The 20,671-nt window shown below is 61.0% G+C and carries 17 protein-coding genes; 9 read left to right on the top strand and 8 right to left on the bottom strand.

Annotation, left to right across the window (positions count from 1 at the left end; all coding sequences use genetic code 11):
- Positions 1-201 precede the first annotated feature (201 nt).
- From U9R61_RS04455 to U9R61_RS04415, 9 genes are all read left to right on the top strand, one after another.
- On the top strand, positions 202-2,079 hold the full coding sequence (locus U9R61_RS04455; RefSeq protein ID WP_322487618.1) for a sigma-54-dependent Fis family transcriptional regulator: 1,878 nt from the start codon (positions 202-204) through the stop codon (positions 2,077-2,079).
- Positions 2,080-2,536: 457 nt separating this feature from the next.
- Positions 2,537-3,271, top strand: a complete 735-nt coding sequence (locus U9R61_RS04450) for an MIP/aquaporin family protein (RefSeq protein WP_322487617.1) — start codon at positions 2,537-2,539, stop codon at positions 3,269-3,271.
- 34 nt (positions 3,272-3,305) lie between these two features.
- On the top strand, positions 3,306-4,304 hold the full coding sequence (gene dhaK, locus U9R61_RS04445; protein WP_322487616.1) for a dihydroxyacetone kinase subunit DhaK: 999 nt from the start codon (positions 3,306-3,308) through the stop codon (positions 4,302-4,304).
- Between the two features lie 59 nt (positions 4,305-4,363).
- Entirely contained in the window at positions 4,364-5,008 is a 645-nt protein-coding gene (gene dhaL / locus U9R61_RS04440) for a dihydroxyacetone kinase subunit DhaL (protein WP_322487615.1), read from the top strand.
- Positions 5,009-5,054: 46 nt separating this feature from the next.
- Entirely contained in the window at positions 5,055-6,551 is a 1,497-nt protein-coding gene (gene glpK, locus U9R61_RS04435; protein ID WP_322487614.1) for a glycerol kinase GlpK, read from the top strand.
- A gap of 198 nt (positions 6,552-6,749) precedes the next feature.
- Positions 6,750-8,420 carry an anaerobic glycerol-3-phosphate dehydrogenase subunit GlpA gene (gene glpA / locus U9R61_RS04430; protein ID WP_322487613.1) on the top strand — a complete coding sequence of 557 codons (1,671 nt, stop codon included), beginning with the start codon at positions 6,750-6,752 and terminating at the stop codon, positions 8,418-8,420.
- 18 nt (positions 8,421-8,438) lie between these two features.
- Positions 8,439-9,677 (top strand): glycerol-3-phosphate dehydrogenase subunit GlpB, encoded by a 1,239-nt coding sequence (gene glpB / locus U9R61_RS04425; protein WP_322487612.1) that lies wholly within the window; start codon positions 8,439-8,441, stop codon positions 9,675-9,677.
- A 112-nt stretch (positions 9,678-9,789) separates the two neighbouring features.
- Positions 9,790-11,019 (top strand): anaerobic glycerol-3-phosphate dehydrogenase subunit C, encoded by a 1,230-nt coding sequence (locus U9R61_RS04420; protein WP_322487611.1) that lies wholly within the window; start codon positions 9,790-9,792, stop codon positions 11,017-11,019.
- Positions 11,020-11,490: 471 nt separating this feature from the next.
- A complete protein-coding gene (locus U9R61_RS04415; RefSeq protein ID WP_322487610.1) occupies positions 11,491-13,353 on the top strand; it encodes a serine/threonine-protein kinase in 1,863 nt (620 codons plus the stop codon).
- A 21-nt stretch (positions 13,354-13,374) separates the two neighbouring features.
- Here U9R61_RS04415 and U9R61_RS04410 read toward each other — a convergent pair whose 3' ends face one another.
- From U9R61_RS04410 to U9R61_RS04375, 8 genes are all read right to left on the bottom strand, one after another.
- Positions 13,375-14,583 carry a glycosyltransferase family protein gene (locus U9R61_RS04410; RefSeq protein ID WP_322487609.1) on the bottom strand — a complete coding sequence of 403 codons (1,209 nt, stop codon included), beginning with the start codon at positions 14,581-14,583 and terminating at the stop codon, positions 13,375-13,377.
- A gap of 1 nt (position 14,584) precedes the next feature.
- Positions 14,585-15,802 carry a patatin family protein gene (locus U9R61_RS04405; RefSeq protein ID WP_322487608.1) on the bottom strand — a complete coding sequence of 406 codons (1,218 nt, stop codon included), beginning with the start codon at positions 15,800-15,802 and terminating at the stop codon, positions 14,585-14,587.
- Positions 15,803-15,835: 33 nt separating this feature from the next.
- On the bottom strand, positions 15,836-16,363 hold the full coding sequence (locus U9R61_RS04400; protein ID WP_322487607.1) for a polyhydroxyalkanoate synthesis regulator DNA-binding domain-containing protein: 528 nt from the start codon (positions 16,361-16,363) through the stop codon (positions 15,836-15,838).
- Between the two features lie 158 nt (positions 16,364-16,521).
- Positions 16,522-17,001: a phasin family protein gene (locus U9R61_RS04395; RefSeq protein ID WP_322487606.1), complete on the bottom strand. Its 480-nt coding sequence runs from the start codon at positions 16,999-17,001 to the stop codon at positions 16,522-16,524.
- A 183-nt stretch (positions 17,002-17,184) separates the two neighbouring features.
- On the bottom strand, positions 17,185-17,625 hold the full coding sequence (locus U9R61_RS04390) for a GNAT family N-acetyltransferase (RefSeq protein WP_322487605.1): 441 nt from the start codon (positions 17,623-17,625) through the stop codon (positions 17,185-17,187).
- A 74-nt stretch (positions 17,626-17,699) separates the two neighbouring features.
- Entirely contained in the window at positions 17,700-19,007 is a 1,308-nt protein-coding gene (locus tag U9R61_RS04385) for a phosphoribosylamine--glycine ligase (protein WP_322487604.1), read from the bottom strand.
- Positions 19,004-19,861 (bottom strand): bifunctional 5,10-methylenetetrahydrofolate dehydrogenase/5,10-methenyltetrahydrofolate cyclohydrolase, encoded by an 858-nt coding sequence (locus U9R61_RS04380; protein ID WP_322487603.1) that lies wholly within the window; start codon positions 19,859-19,861, stop codon positions 19,004-19,006. The genes U9R61_RS04385 and U9R61_RS04380 overlap by 4 nt, the downstream gene beginning before the upstream one ends.
- Positions 19,858-20,496, bottom strand: a complete 639-nt coding sequence (locus U9R61_RS04375; RefSeq protein ID WP_322487602.1) for a cyclodeaminase/cyclohydrolase family protein — start codon at positions 20,494-20,496, stop codon at positions 19,858-19,860. The genes U9R61_RS04380 and U9R61_RS04375 overlap by 4 nt, the downstream gene beginning before the upstream one ends.
- Positions 20,497-20,671: the final 175 nt, after the last annotated feature.

Below are 20,671 nucleotides of genomic sequence, written 5' to 3'. Positions count from 1 at the left end.
GTGCCCCGCACGGCGACGCCATCCCCCACGAGCACGGCAGCACCTCGCTCAGGCATCCTTCCCGCTCCCCCATGTCATTGCGAGCCGCGCAAGCGGCGAAGCAATCTCCCACAGCACGGGAGCAACTCGCTCAGGCATCCTGCCCGCCAAAAGGGCTCTTCACGTATAATAGCAATAGCCGGGCGATCTGCGAGGTACGCGATGCCAACATCCTCACTCCCGCCAATTCAGCGATCATGGGCGCGCTGCCAAGCGTATGGCCTTGATCCGGCAAGTCCGCCGCAAACGGGGCCGGTTAATCTGACAGTGTGGAGCCATTTGCAAACGCTGGCTCGTTCATCGATCGAGGATCTCTATCAGCTTAGCGATCACCCCGGTTTCGTGGTCGTGATTTGCGATGAGCAGTGTACGATCATCGACCTTGCCGGCGATAGTGAGATTATCGATCAAGCGCAGCAGCATGGCATCGGATATGGCATTAGTCTGGCGGAAGAGGTCGCCGGCACAAACGCGGTCGATTTGGCGCTGCGCGAAGCTCTGCCTTGCCAGACCGGCGGCGACGAGCATTATTGCAATTGGTTGCAGCCATTTGCACTGGCGGCAGCCCCGATCTTTAGCCCCGATGGCAAGGCATTAGGTGCGCTCGCTATTCTGACGCTCGCCAAAGCACACCATGCCTACGCGCTTGGGATGGTGATTGCCGCAGCGCAGGCGTTGCACAGCCAACTCCGCGCCGAACGGCTGCTTAACGAGGCCAACGACCAGCTGAGCGAACTGTATGCCACCCTTGATACGATCAATGAAGGCTTGATCTTCGTAGGGCCGAATGGTGAGATCCGCCGGCTGAGCCGGCGAGTGGCGAATATTCTCGACATCAATGTGCGTTCAGCCGCTGGTCGCCCGCTGAGCAGCGTCATTGCGCCGCCGCCGGTCATTGCAGCGGCGCTTCATAACCTCAGCACGCTCGACGAACAAGAAGTGATTTGGCAGACGCCGAATGGCGCCCAGGCGGTCATCTGCGGCGTGCGTCCGGTTTGGGATCGCAGCCGGCGGTATTTGGGCAGCGTCATTACCTTACGGCCAACCGAAAGTGTGCGCCAACTGGTGCAACAAGTGGTTGGTGCGCAAGCCACGTTCACGTTTCGCGATATTATCGGCCAGAGTGAGAATATGCGGCAAGCGCTGCGACAGGCGCGGATCGCCGCCGCCGGGCGCGGCGCAGTGCTGTTGCGCGGCGAAGCCGGTGTTGGCAAAGAGATCTTTGCCCAAGCGATCCACAACGCCAGCAACCGCGCTGGCGGCCCCTTCGTGCGAGTTTCATGCGCCGCCATTCCGCGCCAATTGCTTGATAGCGAACTGTTCGGGGTTGAGGGAAGCGACCGGCAACCGGGCCGTCCCGGCAAACTCGAACTGGCTTATGGCGGCGTTATCTATCTTGAAGCGATTGATGCGCTCTCGTTTGATCAGCAAACCAGCTTGCTGCGCGCCATCGAAATGGGGCGGGTGATCCGATCAGGTGGCTCACGCCCGCTTCCAATCGATGTCAGAATGATCGTTGCTGGCCACGATCTCGAACAATTGATGCAAGAGGGTCGTTTCCGTGCCGATCTGTATGCCCGGTTGAGCGCATTTATCGTTGACATTCCACCCCTTCGCCAACGTGGCGATGATGTCATTCTGCTCGCCAACCACATGGTGCAACGGCTCAGCGAACAACTGGGCCGTCCGGTGGCGCTCGATCCCGATGCACTCGCTGCGTTGCGTGCGTACCCGTGGCCGGGCAACGTGCGCGAATTGGAAGTAGTGTTGGAACGGATGGCGCAAACGAGTGCCAAGAGCGTCTTGACCGCCAATGATTTGCCGCCGGCGATTGCACGCCATGCGACACCGTTGACGATGGCGGATAGCCCGCAACTAGCGGAAGCGCAAGCGTTGAGCGAGCGCGACGCAATTGTCCGCGCCATCCGCACCGCCGACGGGCGCTTGGGCCGGGCAGCAGCCTTGCTGGGAATTAGCCGGGCCACCCTCTGGCGGAAGATGACTCGCTACCACCTGTCACGCGATGATCTCACCCCATAACGACGTTTCAATATTGAAACACTTTTGCATGCTGCACAGCCCCTTCACAGCTTGACGTTCCTTCAACTGCTTTGCTACGATACGAACTACAGGGATAACGCACCAATAACGAAACGAAGAGGGTAATGGAATCCCGTCCGCAGTCGGAACATGATGGCTAGCGCGCGACAGCGCTTGGCAGGGAACGTTTGTGCATTGCACGGTGCAATGCATCGTGTCACTCATAGAGAGCAGTGAGAAAGGAGGTGCGCAGGGCGGGTCGCCGCATACTGCCGGCAGCGCAGATAGCGCGCACGCCCAGTTCAGATGCGCCGGCACGCCACGTTGCGCGTGCAAGCGGTTATACTTCGATAACCGTAAATCAGGATTGGCGCGCATCACGTTCTCTGGTTGAACGCTGGATCAAGGTTGATTCGCAAGAACTGGTTCCGTTTGTGTTTCAAGGAGGAGACCCTCTATGCCTGCGTCCTTTCTGGGCGAACTGTTTGGCACAATGGTGCTGATTCTGTTTGGCAATGGCGTTGTAGCCAACGTATTGCTGACGCAATCGAAGGGGAATGGCGGCGGCTGGATCGTGATTACCACCGGCTGGGCCTTCGCGGTGATGACTGGCGTTTTTACCGCCGCGGCGCTTGGTAGCCCCGGCGCTGACCTTAATCCGGCGGTGACGATTGCGGTGACGCTGCGCGGCGGCTATGATGTTGGCACCGCAGTGATGCATATTGTCGCCCAGTTCATTGGTGCTTTCATCGGCGCAACCCTCGTTTGGCTGACCTACCTCTCGCATTGGGAAGTCACCAAGGACCCCGGCCTCAAGCTGGCCTGTTTTAGCACCGGCCCAGCGATCAATAATCCAGTGAACAATATCATTACCGAAGTGATCGGCACCTTCGCGCTGATCTTCATTATCTTCGCCATCTTCAGCGCCAAGGGCGCCACCGGCGGCAGCCCGGCCAGCGGGCTTGGTCCGTACTTGGTGGCGGCCTTGGTTTGGGGTATTGGTCTATCGCTTGGCGGCCCGACTGGGTATGCCATTAACCCCGCACGTGACCTTGGCCCGCGTATTGCCCACTTCGTGTTGCCAATCGCCGGCAAGGGCGACAGCAATTGGGGCTACTCGTGGGTGCCGGTGGTCGGCCCGATCATCGGCGGCTCAATCGCGGCCCTGCTGGCGAATGCGCTTGGCATGTAACGGTTAGCAGTCATCGCTTCAAGGGAGGAAGCCTGTGAAGAAGTTGATCAACGCACCGGAGAACGTCGTTAAAGAGGCGCTGGCCGGGATGGCGATCGCTCACGCTGACCTGATTGATGTGCATTTCGATCCCGATTATATCGTCCGTAAGGGCGCGCCGCACAACAAGGTCGGAGTGATCTCGGGCGGCGGTTCGGGTCACGAACCGATGCATGGCGGGTTTGTCGGCTACGGCATGCTCGATGCCGCCTGCCCCGGCGCGGTCTTTACCTCGCCGGTGCCCGATCAGATGCTGGCCGCGACCAAGGCGGTCAATGCCGGCAAAGGTGTGCTGCATATCGTCAAGAACTATACCGGCGACGTGATGAACTTCGAGATGGCTGCCGAACTGGCCGCCGCCGAGGGGATTGAGGTGGCCAGTGTGGTGACGAATGACGATGTGGCGGTGGAGAATAGCACATGGACGGCAGGCCGCCGCGGGGTCGGCGTGACGGTGCTGCTCGAGAAGATTGTCGGTGCCGCTGCCGAGGCTGGCGCTGATCTGGCGACCTGCAAGGCAATTGCCGAGCGGGTGAATGCCCACGGGCGCAGCATGGGCATGGCCCTGACGCCATGTACGGTGCCTCAGGCCGGCAAGCCGGGTTTCGAGCTGGCCGAAGACGAGATGGAGGTCGGTATCGGCATCCACGGCGAGCCGGGCCGCCGCCGCGAGAAGCTGGCTCCGGCCTGCGACATCGCCGAGATGCTGGCCGGACCGATCCTCGAAGACCTGCCGTTCAAGAGTGGCGATGCTGTCCTCGCCTTCGTCAACGGCATGGGCGGCACACCACTGATCGAGCTCTACTTGATGTACAATGAATTAGCGCGCATCCTCAAGGATCGCAGTATCACCATCGCTCGGTCGTTGGTGGGCAACTACATCACCTCGCTTGAGATGGCCGGCGTCAGCTTCACGTTGCTCCGCCTTGATGACGAGATGATCAAGCTTTGGGATGCGCCCGTACATACACCTGCCTTGCGCTGGGGTATGTAAGCAGGTGGAAGATCACGGCGGGGCGTGATGCCCCGCCGCTAGACTGACGCAGAGGAACCATGCAGATCACCGCCGATCATGTCACAAGCTTTCTCCAACTGGTTGCCGAACGAGTTAAAGAGCAGCGTGAGTATTTGACACGACTCGATGCGGCGATTGGCGATGCCGACCACGGGGTGAATCTCGACCGCGGCTTTAGCACGGTGATGAGTAAACTGCCCACGGCGACCGACCGCAGTATCAGTGGCTTATTGAAACTGACCGGCATGACGCTGATCTCGACTGTTGGCGGCGCCAGCGGGCCCCTCTATGGCACCGCCTTTCTCCGCGCCGGCACTGCGATCGGCGAGCGGGCCACGATCGGCGCCGAAGAGCTGATCGCTGCGCTCAGCGCCGCTCTCGAAGGCATTCAGACGCGCGGCAAGGCAACCCGCGGCGAAAAGACGATGATCGATGCGATCGCGCCAGCGATCGATGCGCTGAAAGAACAGTATGCAGCAAGCGGTGATCTGCTAGCAGCTATGCGCGCCGCAGTTGCCGCTTGCGAACAGGGAATGATCGCAACCGAACCGATGTTAGCGACGAAAGGCCGCGCATCGTATCTTGGTGAACGCTCGATTGGTCACCGCGATCCGGGGGCGGCATCGGCGTTCCTGATGGCACAGGCGATGCTAGCTACCCTCGAACGCGCCGCTCAAGGATAAGTTCGCATACCGTTTGGTATGCTTGGAGACAAAGGAGTCTGTGCTCATGGCAAAGTATGCCGCTGCAATTGATCAGGGAACGACCAGCACCCGCTGTATGATTTTTGACCACAGTGGCAATGTGGTCTGCTACGACCAGAAAGAGCACGAGCAGATTTATCCCCGCCCCGGCTGGGTTGAACATAGCCCCGATGAGATTTGGGAGCGCACCCAGAGCGTGATCCGCGGCGCGCTCAATAAGGGTGGGCTCAGCGCCGGCGATATTGTCGCGGTTGGCATCACCAACCAGCGCGAAACGACGGTGGTCTGGAATCGCAAGACGGGCCGCCCGGTCTATAACGCGATCGTCTGGCAAGACACCCGCACCGACCAGATTTGCAACGAATTAGCGACTGATGGCGGCCAAGATCGCTTCCGCGCTAAGGTCGGCTTGCCGTTAGCGACCTATTTCTCTGGCCCTAAGATCCGCTGGATCCTCGATAATGTGCCCGGCGCGCGCGAGGCGGCGGAGGCTGGCGATGTCATCTTCGGCAATATTGATACCTTCTTGACGTGGTGGCTTACCGGCGGCCCCGATGGCGGCGTTCACGTCACTGATGTGACCAATGCCTCGCGCACGATGTTGATGAATCTCGAAACCCTCGATTGGGATGACGAGATCCTTGGCATTATGGGCATTCCGCGCCAGATGCTGCCTAAGATTATGCCGTCGAGTACGGTCTACGGCACGGCGACCGGCGATCTAGCCGGCGTGCCGGTGGCCGGCATCCTCGGCGATCAGCAGGCGGCGATGGTCGGCCAGACCTGCTTCGATCCCGGCGAGGCGAAGAACACCTACGGCACCGGTTCGTTTATGCTGCTCAATACCGGCACCAAGATTGTGCCGTCAAAGAGTGGTTTGCTGACGACCGTCTGCTACCAGTTCGGCCATCAGCCCGCCATTTACGCACTCGAAGGTTCGATCGCGATTACCGGCGCGCTCGTGCAGTGGTTGCGCGATAACCTTGGCTTGATCACCTCGTCGGCTGAGGTCGAGGCGCTGGCTAATCTAGTTGAAGATAACGGCGGCATCTATTTCGTGCCCGCCTTCTCTGGCCTGTTCGCGCCGTACTGGCGCTCGGATGCCCGTGGCGTGATTGTAGGCTTGACCCGGTACGTCACCAAGGGTCACCTTGCCCGGGCCGTGCTCGAAGCTACCGCCTATCAAACTCGCGAAGTGCTCGATGCGATGGAGCAGGATTCGGGGGTGAAGCTGACTGCGCTCAAGGTCGATGGCGGTATGGTCTACAATAACACCTTGATGCAGTTCCAAGCTGACATCCTCGGTGTACCGGTGATCCGGCCCAAGGTGGCCGAAACAACGTCGCTTGGTGCAGCGTATGCCGCCGGCCTCGCCGTCGGCTTCTGGTCGAACACCGATGAGATGCGGGCCAACTGGGGCGTCGATCATACGTGGACGCCGCAGATGGACGAGGAGACTCGCGCCCGCCTCTATCGCGATTGGAAGAAGGCAGTGACCCGCACCTTCGATTGGGTGGAGTAATTTCGGGGAGCACGCTTCATTGATGCACGCAACGCCGCCAAGCAGCTTGGTGGATGCATAGCGGTGCGTAACCCGCGCGATGGTGTTATGATACCGTCATCGGTTATGTACCGCCCGTCCTGTGCGGCAATGTCTGTTCAATGCGGCAAGACCGGCGGGAGCAATCCTGCCGGTCTTGTTGCCTGTTAGGAGATCAGCATGCAAACGCTCTCCACCGACGTGTTGGTGATTGGCGGTGGCGCGACTGGTACCGGCTGTGCCCTCGATTTGGCGATGCGCGGCATTCGCTGCATCCTTGTCGAGAAGGGTGATGTGACCCACGGCACTACCGGTCGCTACCACGGCCTGCTCCATTCCGGCGGGAGATATGTGACCAAAGACCCGCAATCGGCCACCGAATGCGCTCACGAAAATGCCATCCTGCGCCGGATTATGCCCCACTGCATCGAGCAGACATCTGGCTTTTTCGTGATTACGCCGTGGGATGATGGAAGCTATGGCGATGTGTTTGTGGCCAATTGCCACCGTACCGGCGTGCCAGTGCAAGAGATCAGCGTCGCCGAGATGCTCCGTCGCGAACCGGCCCTCAATCCGCGCATTTCGCGCGTGTTTGAGGTGCCCGATGCTTCCGCCGATTCGTTTCTCGCCACCCATTCAGTCGCGCTGGCCGCCCGCGAGTATGGCGCCGAGATCCGTACCTATCACAATGTGGTCGATCTGGTGCGGGTAGGCAACCGGGTCGTGGGGGCGATTGTCGAAGATCTGCGCAGCGGCGAGCGGATCCGGATCGATTGCGCCTATGTGCTCAACGCTGCCGGCGCATGGGCCGGCAAGATCGCTGCGCTGGCCGGTGTAACGGTGACGGTCGTGCCCGGTAAGGGTACCATGGTGGCGATGAACCACCGGATGGTGAACACGGTGGTCAATCGCTGTAAGCTACCCTCCGATGGCGACATTATCGTGCCCATCCATACGGTGGCCGTGATCGGCACCACTGATGTGCATGTCCCCGATCCTGATGTGTTTGGGATCGAGCCGGAAGAGATCCAGTTTATGCTCGATGAAGGCGAGAAGCTGATCCCCGGTTTCCTCCAGTATCGCGCCCTGCGCGCATGGGCCGGCGTGCGCCCGCTCTACAAAGATAAAGATGTCGCTAGCGACCGCGATATTCCCCGCACGTTCAAGTTGCTCGATCACGAAGAGCGTGATGGCGTGAGCGGCATCCTGTCGATTGTCGGCGGCAAGTGGACAACCTACCGCCTGATGGCCGAACAGACGGTCAACGAGCTGGCCCGCCGCTTGGGGAATACCCAACCATGCCGCACGGCAAACGAGGTCTTGCCGGTGCCGCGCTTCGAGCACCGCGCCCACGCGATGGTAACGGTGTCGCCCGATCCGGCAGCCCAAACGCCGCACTACTGGCTGGGCAAGCCGCTGGCCTTGGTTGAGAGCGAGCACGCTGCCGGTGATCTGATTTGCGAATGCGAGCTGGTGACTCGCGAGCGGATCGTAGCGGCGATCGATGCCGGCGCGCATAACCTTGATGATATCCGGCGCGATGTGCGCATGGGGATGGGGCCATGCCAAGGCGGGTGGTGTATTTACCGCACGGCTAACCTGCTCTACGAGCGGCGCTGCGCCGATGGCCTCAGCCATACCCACGCCAACGAAGCGATTTTGCACTTCCTTCAAGAGCGGTGGAAGGGATTGACGCCGGTGCTGTGGGGCGACCAATTACGGCAGGCCCGTCTCGACGAGCTGATTTACGCCGGTGTGTTAGGCATTCACCGCTTGCGCGCACTGGCCGAGCCGGGAGGCGGGTTGGTGACGCAGCATCCCGCGATCGCAACCGAATATGTGCAGGCGTAGCCCGCCGGGAGAGTTTCTATGTACGATACGATTGTGATCGGCGCCGGTCTCAGCGGGATGCTGGCCGCGATTGGCCGCGCTGAACGCGGCGAGAAGGTGCTGGTGCTGGCCAAAGGCCACGGCGTGACCCATTGGTCCACCGGCTGTATCGATCTGCTCGCCGATGTGGATGACCCGCTGGCCGGGATTGCCCAGTTGGCGATCCAACACCCCCATCATCCCTACGCCTTGGCCGGCCCGGCGATGATCGAGCAGGGAATTGACCGCATCCGAGCGATCGGCGAAGCAGCCGGCTACCCATTCGCCGGCAATCTTAACCGCAACCTGCTCTTGCCGACGGCGCTGGGGGCGCTACGCCCTACCGCCTTCGCTCCGGCCACGATGATCGCCGGCGATGCCCGCCAACTGCGCGATGGCCGGCCCACCCTCATTGCCGGCTTTGCCGAGCTGCGCGATTTCTTTCCACCGCTGATCGCTGCCAACCTGCGCGCGCAGGGCATTGCTGCTGAAGCGGCGCAATTAACCTTGCCGCCTACCCAGCGCCAACACGATTTCAGCCCGGTGACGCTGGCCCGGCTATGCGAGCAACCGGCCTTCCGCGCTAACCTTGGCGAGCAATTGGCCGCCTATGTGCGCAAGGGCGGTTATGCCCGCATTGGCCTGCCGGCCATCCTTGGCCTGAAGCATGCCACCGAGGTGGTGCGCGATCTCCAAAACCGGGCCGGCGCATTGATCTTTGAAATCCCTACCCTGCCGGTTTCGGTGGCCGGTATGCGGTTGTATCAGATCCTCGAGGATGAGTTGCTGCGGCTAGGCGGTCGCATCCAATTGGGTGGATTTGTCCAACGCGCCGAGCACATTGGCGACACTCTCGTCGCCGTGTTCAGCGAAGCGGCGGCCCGCGAGCAGCGCCACACTGCCCGGCGTTGGGTACTGGCCACGGGTGGCATTCTCGGCGGCGGCGTGCGCGCCACGCCCGACGGCCATCTGCATGAAACGGCGCTCGACTTGCCGCTGCAAACGCCTGACGGCAGGGCTGGATGGTTTGCGCCACGGTTTCTCAATACGCACGGCCACCCCGTCTTCCAAACCGGGGTACGGGTCGATCAACGCCTGCGCCCGCTCGACGCCGCGGGCCGGCTGGTGTATGAGAACGTGCAGATCACTGGCGGCGCACTGACCGGCTACGATCCGATTCGCGAAGGCTGCCTCGAAGGGGCTGCCATCGCCACCGGCTGGGCCGCCGGGCAGGCATGAACGTAGAGCCGCACGGCGGTGCGGCGCCAAAAAGCTGCGCTTGCCGCCGCATTTCGTACAGCCGCACGGCGGTGCGGCTCTAAACAGATGCTTTCATAGAGGAATCACCACTATGGATCATATCGAACTCTCACTCACCCAATCACTCGATCACTGCATCAAATGCAACATCTGCACCTCAGCCTGTCCGGTGGCAGCAGTGACCGATGCCTTCCCCGGCCCCAAATACGTCGGGCCGCAAGCGCAACGCTTCCGCCACGCCGCCCAACCGGTGCCCGATGCGTCAGTTGATTACTGTTCGGGCTGCCGGGTCTGCAATCAAGTCTGCCCGACCGGTGTGCGCATCGCCGAGCTGAACGCCCGCGCCCGCGCCCAAATCGTCGCCGAACGCGGCATGCCCTTGCGCAACCGGATTATCGCCCGTTCAGGCTTGGTGGGGCGGCTCAGCAGCGGCCCGCACGCACCGCTGGTCAACTTCACGCTCAACTTCGCACCAGCGCGCTGGATGATCGAACGGGTGATGGGCATTCACCGCCACGCACCGCTGCCCAAAGCCAGCACCTACACCTTCCAGCGTTGGTTCAAACGGCGCAAACCGGCGACCAACGGACGGCGACCGCAGGTGGTCTACTTCCACGGGTGCAGCACCAACTACTACGAACCGCACGTTGGCAAAGCGGCGATTGCTGTGCTCGAACACCTCGGGTTTGAGGTCATCGTGCCGCCACAACGCTGCTGCGGCTTGCCATTGCTCTCGAACGGCGACTTTCCGGCGGCGCAGAGCCATCACGAATACAACGTCGCCCAACTCTTGCCCTACGCTCACGCTGGTATTCCAATCGTCGGCACCAGCACCAGTTGCACCCTCACCCTGAAAGAAGAGGCGCCGGAGCTGCTGGGGTTGCACGGTGACGACATTCGCGCGGTCGCTGCCGGCACCTACGACATCTTCGAGTTCTTGCGCGATCTGTACCAACAAGGCCGCCTGCGCACCGATTTCCGCCCGATCGAACGCGAGTTGCCTTACCACCCGCCATGCCAGTTGCGCGCGCACCGGATTGGCCGTCCCGTGCTCGACGTATTAGGGCTTGTACCCGGCTTGCGCCTGCGCGAGAGCCGGGCCGAATGCTGCGGCATCGCCGGCACCTACGGCATCAAGCGCGAGAAGTATCAGATCGCAATGGGCGTCGGCAAGCCCCTGTTCGACTTCGTGCGCGCCAGCGGTCAAGACCTCGCGCTTTGCGACAGCGAGACTTGTCGCTGGCAGATCAGCGGCGCAACCGGCGTCGCCACCCGCCATCCGATTGAAATCTTAGCTGAAGCCTACGGTTTATCGGTGTAACATTTCTGTACCCGCTGCCATTGCGAGGGGGCGGCGTCATCTGTTTGTCATTGCGAGAGGACGGCGGCACCTGTTTGTGCGCAGGGGCGCCACTCGCGCAGCAATCTCCTCCTTCTGCGGAAAGGATGCCTCTTCCGCACTCGCGGGGGATTGCTTCGCTGCGCTCGCAATGACAGAGAAGAGCGCGGGAGCACTGCCCAATTATCATTGCGCAGGGGCGTCGCCCCGAAGCAATCTCCCCCCTTCAGCGAGACACATGCCTGAACGGGTCGTTCCCGCGCTCGCGGGAGATTGCTTCACCGCTTCCGGTGGCTCGCACTGACAAGCAGAGAGCAGAATATACTGCGGTAGGCATTACGACTTAACAATCCACAGACGAGCAAGAACGCGATCCTCACTTGGTTCAACCGCAATGCCAGCATTTTGTTATAATACGGTTTAGCGTGTTCGCGTCTGCCCGGAGTAGTGCGCATGCTTGCGCCGGAAACAGTCTTGCAAGGCCGGTATCGGGTCATCACCCAGATCGCCAAAGGCGGGATGGGCGCCGTCTATCAGGCGCGCGATCTGCGGCTGCGCATTGACGTAGCCCTAAAACAGACCCTGTTTAACGATGAGGCCTACCGGCAGGCGTTCGAGCGCGAAGCGCAAATACTGGCCCGGCTCAGGCATCAGGCTTTGCCACGGGTGATTGATCATTTTATCGATCCACAGGGCCAGTTTCTGGTCATGGAGTTCATCCACGGCGAAGATCTCGGCAATCAGTTGGCCCGCCTTGGCCGCCGGTTCGCCTCGCCGCAAGTCTTGCCGATGGTGATCAAATGGATGGATCAACTACTCGATGTGTTGAATTACCTCCATACACGGCCTGTGCCGGTCATCCATCGTGATATTAAGCCGAAAAACCTCAAACTCACCCCCAGCCACGATATCATCTTGCTCGATTTTGGGCTGGCCCGCGGCGGGATGACGGTCTCAGCCGGGATTGACGGGTCAGGCACACGTAAGGTCTACGGCTTTACTCCCCCGTATGCACCCTACGAACAGATGCGCGATGGTGAGCCGGATCCGCGCAGCGATATCTATTCACTCTCGGCCACCCTGTATCACCTGCTGACCGGTGTGCTGCCGCCTGATGCGATGACCCGCATGGCCCGGCTGGTCAATGGCCAGCCCGATCCGTTGCGTCCGATCCACAGCTTGGCGCCGCATGTACCTGAAAGGTTGGCCCAGTTGATCGAACAGGGCATGGCAACCCTAATTGATCAGCGGCCGCAATCGGCCCGCGAAATGCGCGAGGCGCTTCACCGGCTGCGTGGCAAGCCAGCCGCTGCTGCACCAGTAGCTTTACGGCCTATACCCCAACCAGCAGCGCCACCAGCTCCTGAGCCTACTGACACGCCCTCCCAACCGTCACCGGAGGAGCCGAGCTCTGCCCAATTGACAACCCCGGTTGGCACGATGCTCCGCCGTTTGATCACCGGCAGTCAGGTGCGGAGTATCACGTTTTCGCCTGATGGCAAATGGTTATTGGCTGGCTATGACGATTATACGGTTGGGGTGTGGGAGGCCAGCACCGGCGAACACGTCACTAGCCTGCGTGGCCACGAGAGCACTGTCCGCACTGTCGCGTGGAGTCCGGATGGCAAGTTAGCTGCAACGGGCAGCGATGATGAGACGGTGCGAATCTGGCGCACCGATAATTGGCAACCATTGCAAACCATCCAACACCCCGGTTGCCCAATCGAGAGCATCGGTTTTAGCCCCGATGGCCGGTATCTCGCCACTGGCGGATGGGGTAGTGCGATCACGCTGTACGAGCTACGGCAAGGGAAGATCGAGCCAATCGGCCTATTTACCTCCCCCTTCGTCCATTCATTGAGCTTTTCGCCTGATGGAACCCTCTTAGCGGCTGGCTGCTATGACGGCGTGATCTACCTCTGGCAGGTTGCCGATCAACGAGCGCGCGAGCCAATTAACGGCTTTAATACGTTCATCTACAGCGTCACGTTTGATCCAACCAGCACAATCATTGCCGCCAGCAGCGGCATTATCATCCGGCTGTGGCGACTCAAGGATTATCACCCACTCGATACCCTTCAAGGCCATACGGCGCCGGTGCGTGGGCTTACCTTCAACCCACGGTTCCCGATTTTGGCTTCGGTCAGCGAAGATCGTAGCGCCCGCTTTTGGCACATAGAACACGCGCAACCGTTACCGCTCGTGCTCGAACACAGCGCCGGCGTGAGTTGCCTGAGCTTTAGCCCCGACGGCCAGTTGCTGGCTACCGGCGCCCATGATGGCCGCATCTGCCTCTGGCAGGCGCCAACCCAGTAGGGGTGCAGCGTTGCTTTGCCGCTACCCGCGATTCGCTACCCGCTCCACCAAGGCAATAATCCGTTCAGCCCGCCGGCCATAGGTATGCTCAGCCGCCAAGGCTTGGCGCGCCGCTGCGAGCGACGGGTCGCGCTCGGCCAGCGCCGCGCTAAGCGCCGCTTGCAAACCGGCCAGATCGCGTCGGGTGAAGCTGTAGGCCAGATGCGGCGGCAAGATCTCATGCAAGGCCGGAATGGATGGCAGCACGGCCGGTATGCCCAATGCCATATACTCAAACAACTTGAGCGGCGAAGCGGTCACATCGGTGACGGTATCGGGGATCACCAGCGCATCAGCCGCACCAAGCCAGCGTACCACCTCGGTTTGCGGGCGCGGCGGCAGCAGGTAGAGATCGGCTGGCGTAGCCGTAGTTTCTGCGACCCGTAACCCTTCACTGATCGCATGGGCCGCCAGCGCCGCCCGCTCGCCGGGTCGCCCACCGAGAATCAGGCCGATCAAATCCGGCTGGATCGCGCGTAGAGCACGGATGGCGCTGAGCAAGCCATCTAGCCAGCGGTGGGCGAAGGTCATGCCAGCATAGGCAACAATCGGCGCCGTGGACGGCAAGCCAAGTTCGGCACGGCACCCAGCACGATCTTGCGGCGCAAAGATCTGCTCGTCGTAGGAATCGGGAATGACCGCCACATCAGCCGGATCGCGCCAGCCGATTTGCGCCAACAGCCGGCGAAAATCCTCGGTGAGCGACGCAACTGCCGTTGCCCGACCGATCGCCGTCCGGTCGATCAAATCGAGCAACCCGCGCGCCCAAAGTTCCTTGGCGCGTGACGGATTGCGCGACTCAAAATCATGCGCCTCGTAGATCACGGGCAGGCCCAGCCGGGGGCCAAAAACGCCGGCCCACCACGCGGCAATAATCGGCTGGCGGATATAGACCGCCTCGACTGTCTGCCGGCGGGGAGCCACCATCGCCGCGGTCATGGCGGCGAAGACCGAATGTTCCATATAATAGAGCAGCGTGCTCTTGTACAAGCGTGAGAGTTTGCCAATCGCCGGTCGGGGCAAATGTACCGCTCCAACGTCGTAAAACCGGCTTGGCTCCATCACCCAACGCGGAATCAGGGCAAGGGTGTCAGGCCGGCGCGCGCGCAATTCGCGCAGCGTGGTATAGGTCTGCAGCGCATTGGCCGACTGCAAATTCAAGCTAGTAGGATAAGCGATATAGACGATCATCTCAACGGGCAACCTCAAACCGCGACAGCAGACGATCCAATTCCGCCAGCGTTGAGGCCAACCCCTCCGGAGCGGTGTGGAGTGAGCCGCCAGTCACCAACGCTGCACGCACAAGATGCGGGTCATCGCCAGCCATCTGCAAATTGCGCAAATCTTGCCGGATCCGCTCATCGCTGATCGCAATGCCATGCCGGGCCAGCATCGCCCGGTAATACGGATAATGTTCGCAGAGATGGCGGGCCACGCTCTCAAAACCATGGCGCGCGATCGTCATCCGGGTGCGGAAACGCATCGTATTTTCGGCGAACATCGTCCGATCATGGCGCGAAGGTTCGATCAGAATGATATCAACTTCGGGATGGCGGCGACGCACTTGTTTGATGTGGTAATGCAACCCGGCGTGGATAAAGGTGCGAAACACTTGATTGCCGATCCGCTGGATGCCCTGATCGCTGATGCCGGCGCCGGGCGGATGGCGTCGGTTATCGAACGGCACCATCGGATTGATGCACACAATCAGCTCGGCTCCGCGCTCGATGGCGACATCGAGGCTAGCGGTGCCGCGCAACCCGCCATCGATATAATCGCGATCGCCGATTCGCACCGGGCGATAGAAAATGGGGATCGCCGCCGACGCACAAACGGCGAGCGAAATTGGCACGTGTTCGAGCGGCGGCAACCCGAAGACTGCTCGTTCGCCGGTATCGAGATCGGTCGCAACAATCATTAACTCGCGGTCAAGATCGGTAAAGCGGTTTGAGCGACCGGGTTGTTCGAGCGCCGCCCGTAGATAGCGTTCAAGCGCCTGTGAGTCGTAGAGACCGGTCGGCAATCCAACCGCCAAGGTTTCGATCAGATCGAGGAGCGAAGCCTCGCTGCCTTCACGCAACCAGCGTTGGACAGCTTGAACCAACGCACCGGGCAGGTGAGAAGCGCGGCGCAACAGATCGGCCAGATTTAACTGATAGAGGTGGTGCGGTTCGAGCTGATCGATGCCGAGCAAGGAACTTTCGAGCACGCTGATCAACGTGCGTGGCGACATATTGTTGGCGAGACAAGCATTGAGCAACGCGCCGGCGCTGGTGCCGACATAGATATCAAATTCATTGACTGAGAGGTGTTCGAGCACCTGATCAATGGCACAGAGGGCGCCGATCTCATAGGCGGCACCGGCCACGCCGCCGCCGGCGAGGACCAAAGCGGTTGTGCTGCGCTGCATAGCCTGCCTCTTTGCAACGATATACGATCACCTTTAACGACGGCGTAACAATTGCTCGACCATGCTGGCGAGCGCATCGATCTGGGCATGGAGCCGTGCGACATCGTTGCGGGTCGGCACATCAGCGATGCGATCGGCCAATTGATTCTGCGCATCACGGGCAAACTCTTGCCGCAACAGCAGCTTGCGCCAGCGATCGGCCTCTTCGGGCGAAAGTGCGCCCTCGTCAACCAGCACGTCGATCCGCCGGCCAATTTCAGCTTCGATTAGTTCATCACCGCCGAGCGAACTGAAGAGTGTGCGCCGCAACGTCGTGAGAGTGTCGCCACCAACCTGAATCAGACCGGTGAGCAGGTTGGTTGGTAACGGCGAACCGCGCCCACGGGCCTGTAATACGACCTGCGCCAAAATATTCGCCGTGATGTCGTCACCGGTCTCATTATCGAGCACCTGTACCGTCTCGCCCTCTTGCACAAGCTTGGCAATGCCATCGAGGGTAATATAGCGCTTCTGGTTGGTGTGGTACAGTTTCCGGTTGGCGTATTTTTTAATGACATGCATGGTAGGTGCCGCCTTGCGCCGGGTCTGCAAGTAAACGCGATGCCTTAGCAATCCCGGCGTTGCCTCAGTAGTCTCAGCGGCAATTATAACACGCTGCGCCAAAACGCCGGCAACTGTGGTCAACGCCACAGTGCCGGCGTCCGCCAACTCGGAGCTACCTACTTCTCGCTGTGCTCTTCCTTCGCCTCACTGCGGGTGCGGCTGCGAGCCGGCGTCTCTTGCGCGCGGCGCAGCTCCTCGACGCGGGCTGCCAGTTGGGCAATCTTGGCGCTCAGCTCATCAATGTCACGCTTGGAGGGAATGTTGAGCCGGTTGAGGAACTGCTCGAAGCTAGTCTCAACCTGCGCCGTCAGATTGTTGAGGTTCGTTTGGACCTGATCGGTCTGCGGCATCGCCGTCTTGCGGAAGCGCTCGGCAGCCTCCTCAAACAGCTTCTGCGCATCTTTCTGCGCCAGCTCACCCCGCTCCACCAGCCGGTTGAGGAACGCCTCGGCCTCTTCGCGGCTGAGCGCAAACGCGCCAATACCGGCCAGCATCAGCTTACGCACCACTTCAAAGATTTGCACGCTCGGATTGACCGGCGGCGGCGTCTCGTCGATCTGGCGAACATTGACCTCAATTTCTTCGACCGTTGACATAGCAGCCTCCTGCTCTATGGTAGTAACCGGAATTCAAGCTATCTGTATCATAGCACAGCCTGCCGGGTTTCGGTAGTCACATAACGCAGTGCGTTACAACTCTAATTATAACACGCTGCGTCATGGAAGTCAATGGTGAAATAGTTGCGAAGCGACAAACTTCGTAACGTCCCCGCTACTCTGTCAAGCGGTGGTCACATCGCAGACGAAATGGAAGCTGCTCAGCCGCATCCCCTCGCGCTCGTAAAACCGATGCGCGTCTTTTCGCCACGTGCCCGAATCGAGGTGGAGCTGAGCGCACCCAGCGGCGGCGGCATACTCCTTTAACCACGCCAACAACCTCGCGCCATAGCCATGCGACCGTTGATCGGCCCGAGTCACCAGATCATCAACATACAGAAAGCGGCCCCACGCCAGATTTTCGCTGAGACGGAACCCGGCCACCGCGACGGCTGCACCATCAACCCAGACCGCGGCAAGCTGATAGCCATGCGCCATCTGTCGCCGGATGCGATCGATAAACTCTGCTGCAACTAGATGCGGACGCAATTCAACCATGGCCGGATAGCACGCTGCAATCGCTTCATCGGCAGTGGCAAGCGCAATAACAGGTTCAGCAGACATATTATTCCTTTCATATGCCGTAGGGCGGAACCCTGCTCCGCCCCTACGCCGTCGCACCCGTACGCTGTTTCGCCCTACGCTTGTTCGCTCGCGCCAACGTCTTCGCGATAGGTGCGACCGGGAAACCGGATCCGCTCAGCGTTGATAAGGGCTCTCCCGCGCGCGCCGGCCAGCGTAGCGCCGAGCGCCACCACCGTCGCGACATGCCCGCCAGTCAGATACAAGCCGCCGCTGCCACCGCCAAACAACCGGTCGCGCCGCGACGGATCGTAGCGCAAGATATGCGGCGACTCGGTCTGATCGTGGAAGACCAGCACGCCTTCTTCAACTTCGCTGACCCCTTCCACTGCGGCGTTGATTGGGTAGTGGTGGGGGTAGCCCTGCGTCACCAGCGCCAATGCCACGCTTGCCTCGTCGCGCCAGCGCAGAGGCGGCAAACGGTGCAGACTGCGGGCAATGGCGGCCTCGAAGTAAGGCGCCAGATCGTCGATCAAACGCGGCAAGACTGCCTGCGCTTCCATATCGCGCAGGCTACAGCGCAACCCGATAATGCGCGGCCCCTGCGCGCCGATCACGCAGTCAACGCCGATGATCCCCCAATAGGGCAACTGTTCGCGGGCAATAGCCGCGACCAACGGCTGCATGAGGTGGCGTTCGAGGTACGCCCTCAGCTTCTGGGCATAGGCAGAATTGCCGGTAATCGCGCCCATGCCCGGCGCCGGCGGGCTATCCGGTTGCGGCCCCATCCCGTCATAGATACGGGCCGGCAGCAGCGATACCAAATGGCTGCCATCAGTAATAGCTGAAAAGCTCACTACCGGCCCGCTCACATACTCTTCAATCACCACCCCGTGGCTACTGCCTTCCACCGGCCGCGATACAAACAACGCGCGTAAGGCTTCCAAGGCGGCGTAGCGATCGTGGTAAACCCCCTCGCCGGCGGCGGGATGGTCGCCGCACAGCACGACCGGCAGCGGTTGCGCGGCGAGGTACTTTTCTGCCATCGGTAAGCTAGCAAAACAGCGCCCCGCCGGGGTTGGCAATTGGTAGCGCAGCAGCAGATCTTTGGCGTAGCAGCGACTCCACTCGATGCGTGTGCTGCGCTGTGATGCCCCGCAGACGCCGATGTGCATGCTCACCACTTCATCCACCAACCCTGCCCAGAGTGGTTCGCTACTCGCCGGCACGATCAGATCAATCTGCTCGTTAAACGCCCACTGCGCGACTTGGGCCGGCTGCGCCGGATCGAGATCAACCTGCGGCGCAATCTGGCAGGCACCGCCATTGCCAGGCGCCACCAGCACATCGGCGGTTGGGCTAGCGAAGAGCTTCCAGACTAGCGCATGGCAGCGCCCATCATTGCCGAGCACGAGGATTTTCATATCCCTAACCGGGTCCGGGTTGCTTTGATCAGATTCTGTATGAGCATCACATTCGTCACCGGGCCAGTGCCGCCGGGCACCGGTGTAATGGCGCCCGCCACTTCCACGGCTCCAGCATAATCGACATCACCGACCATACTGCCATCGGCCAGCACGTTGGTGCCGAAATCGATCACCGTCGCACCCGGTTTAATCATCTCAGCCGTAATGAGGCCGGGCCGGCCAGCCGCGGCGGCGATGATGTCACATTCGCACAAGACAGCGCCTAAATCAGGGGTGCGCGAATGGCAAATGGTGACAGTGGCATCGGCCTGTAGCAAGAGCAGGGCCATGGGCCGACCCACAATCGCCGAGCGGCCCACCACTGCCGCCCGCTTTCCGCGCACCTCAATCCCATACCGGCGCAGCAGCTCCATCCCACCGGCAGGGGTATTTGGCGTTAACGCCGGGCGCCCCTGTGCGAGCAAGCCGGCATTGATCGGGTGAATGCCGTCGAGATCCTTTTCCGGCACCAGGCGTTGCAAGACTCCATCGAGCGACAATCCCGCCGGCAGCGGCAGTTGCAATAAGATGCCATCGACTCGATCATCGGCGCTCAGGTGCGAGACCGTCGCTTCCAGATCGGCTTGGTCGGTAGTTGCCGGCAGGGCAATGGCCCGGCATGCCGCTCCCAGCGACTGGCATAGCCGGTCGATGCTGCGCACGTAGCGCGTCGCAGCGGGATCTTCACCCACTTGGACGACCGCAATCGTTGGAGCGCGATCGATCCGCATGCACAACTCGGCAATCTGCGCCGCCGCCTCGGCGCGCAGCTCTTGGGCTAGCGCGCGACCATCGAGAATCTGGGCGCTCATGCGGCCATCCTTCCCCGGACAATGGTGACAATGCCGTCAACTTCATCACCAAGTCCGATCAGCAGATCTTGCAACTGGGCGCGCGTTTGGCGCACGAACACCTGATCCTCGAGTGCAGCGAGGTTGATTTCAACATTGAGCGCCGCACTCTGCACAGTAGCCCGTACCAGCAAGACTGCAACCCCCACATCGCTCACCACCAGCCGGGCGCAATTGTTGGCCAGCGTCGTGCAGAGCGGCAACAACGCCGCCGCGGCTTGCGCTGTGCGCAACGGCACTTCGGCGGCCAAGCGGGTAATCTGTTGGATCGCCGCTTTGCGCGTCGCCGCATCGGCCTCGGTCGTGCGCGGCAGCTTGTACGCCGCCGCTAACCGGTTGAACACAGCAATATCTTCATCAGCCAGCCGCTGCAATTCGGCCCGCAACTGTTCGGCCTGCACATGGATCGCGCGCAACTCGCCTTCAACCTCGGCAAACTGCGGTTTACCGATCGTCAGTTCACATACCATACTCACCAAACCGGCGGCCATCGCGCCGGTCAGGGCCGCAACGCTGCCACCGCCGGGAGTAGGCGCGCGCGAAGCCAGCGCGTCGAGAATAGCGCCGAGCGGCTGTTGCATCAATGATTCTGACATGGTGCCTCCCTGAGCTGGACAACCACATAAAGGGAACGCTCCGTAAGCGTTGACCACAACTCATTATATCTGATCGGCGGTACCAAATGTTTGCCGTATCTGCCGGCTAATCGCAACCACCACGTTGGCGAAGTTGCATATAATACAATCAGCAACCATCTGCATATACCTGTAC

The organism is Chloroflexus sp. (assembly GCF_034431535.1).
Taxonomy (GTDB): Bacteria; Chloroflexota; Chloroflexia; order Chloroflexales; family Chloroflexaceae; genus Chloroflexus.
This window is presented reverse-complemented; position numbering and strand designations above follow the sequence as displayed.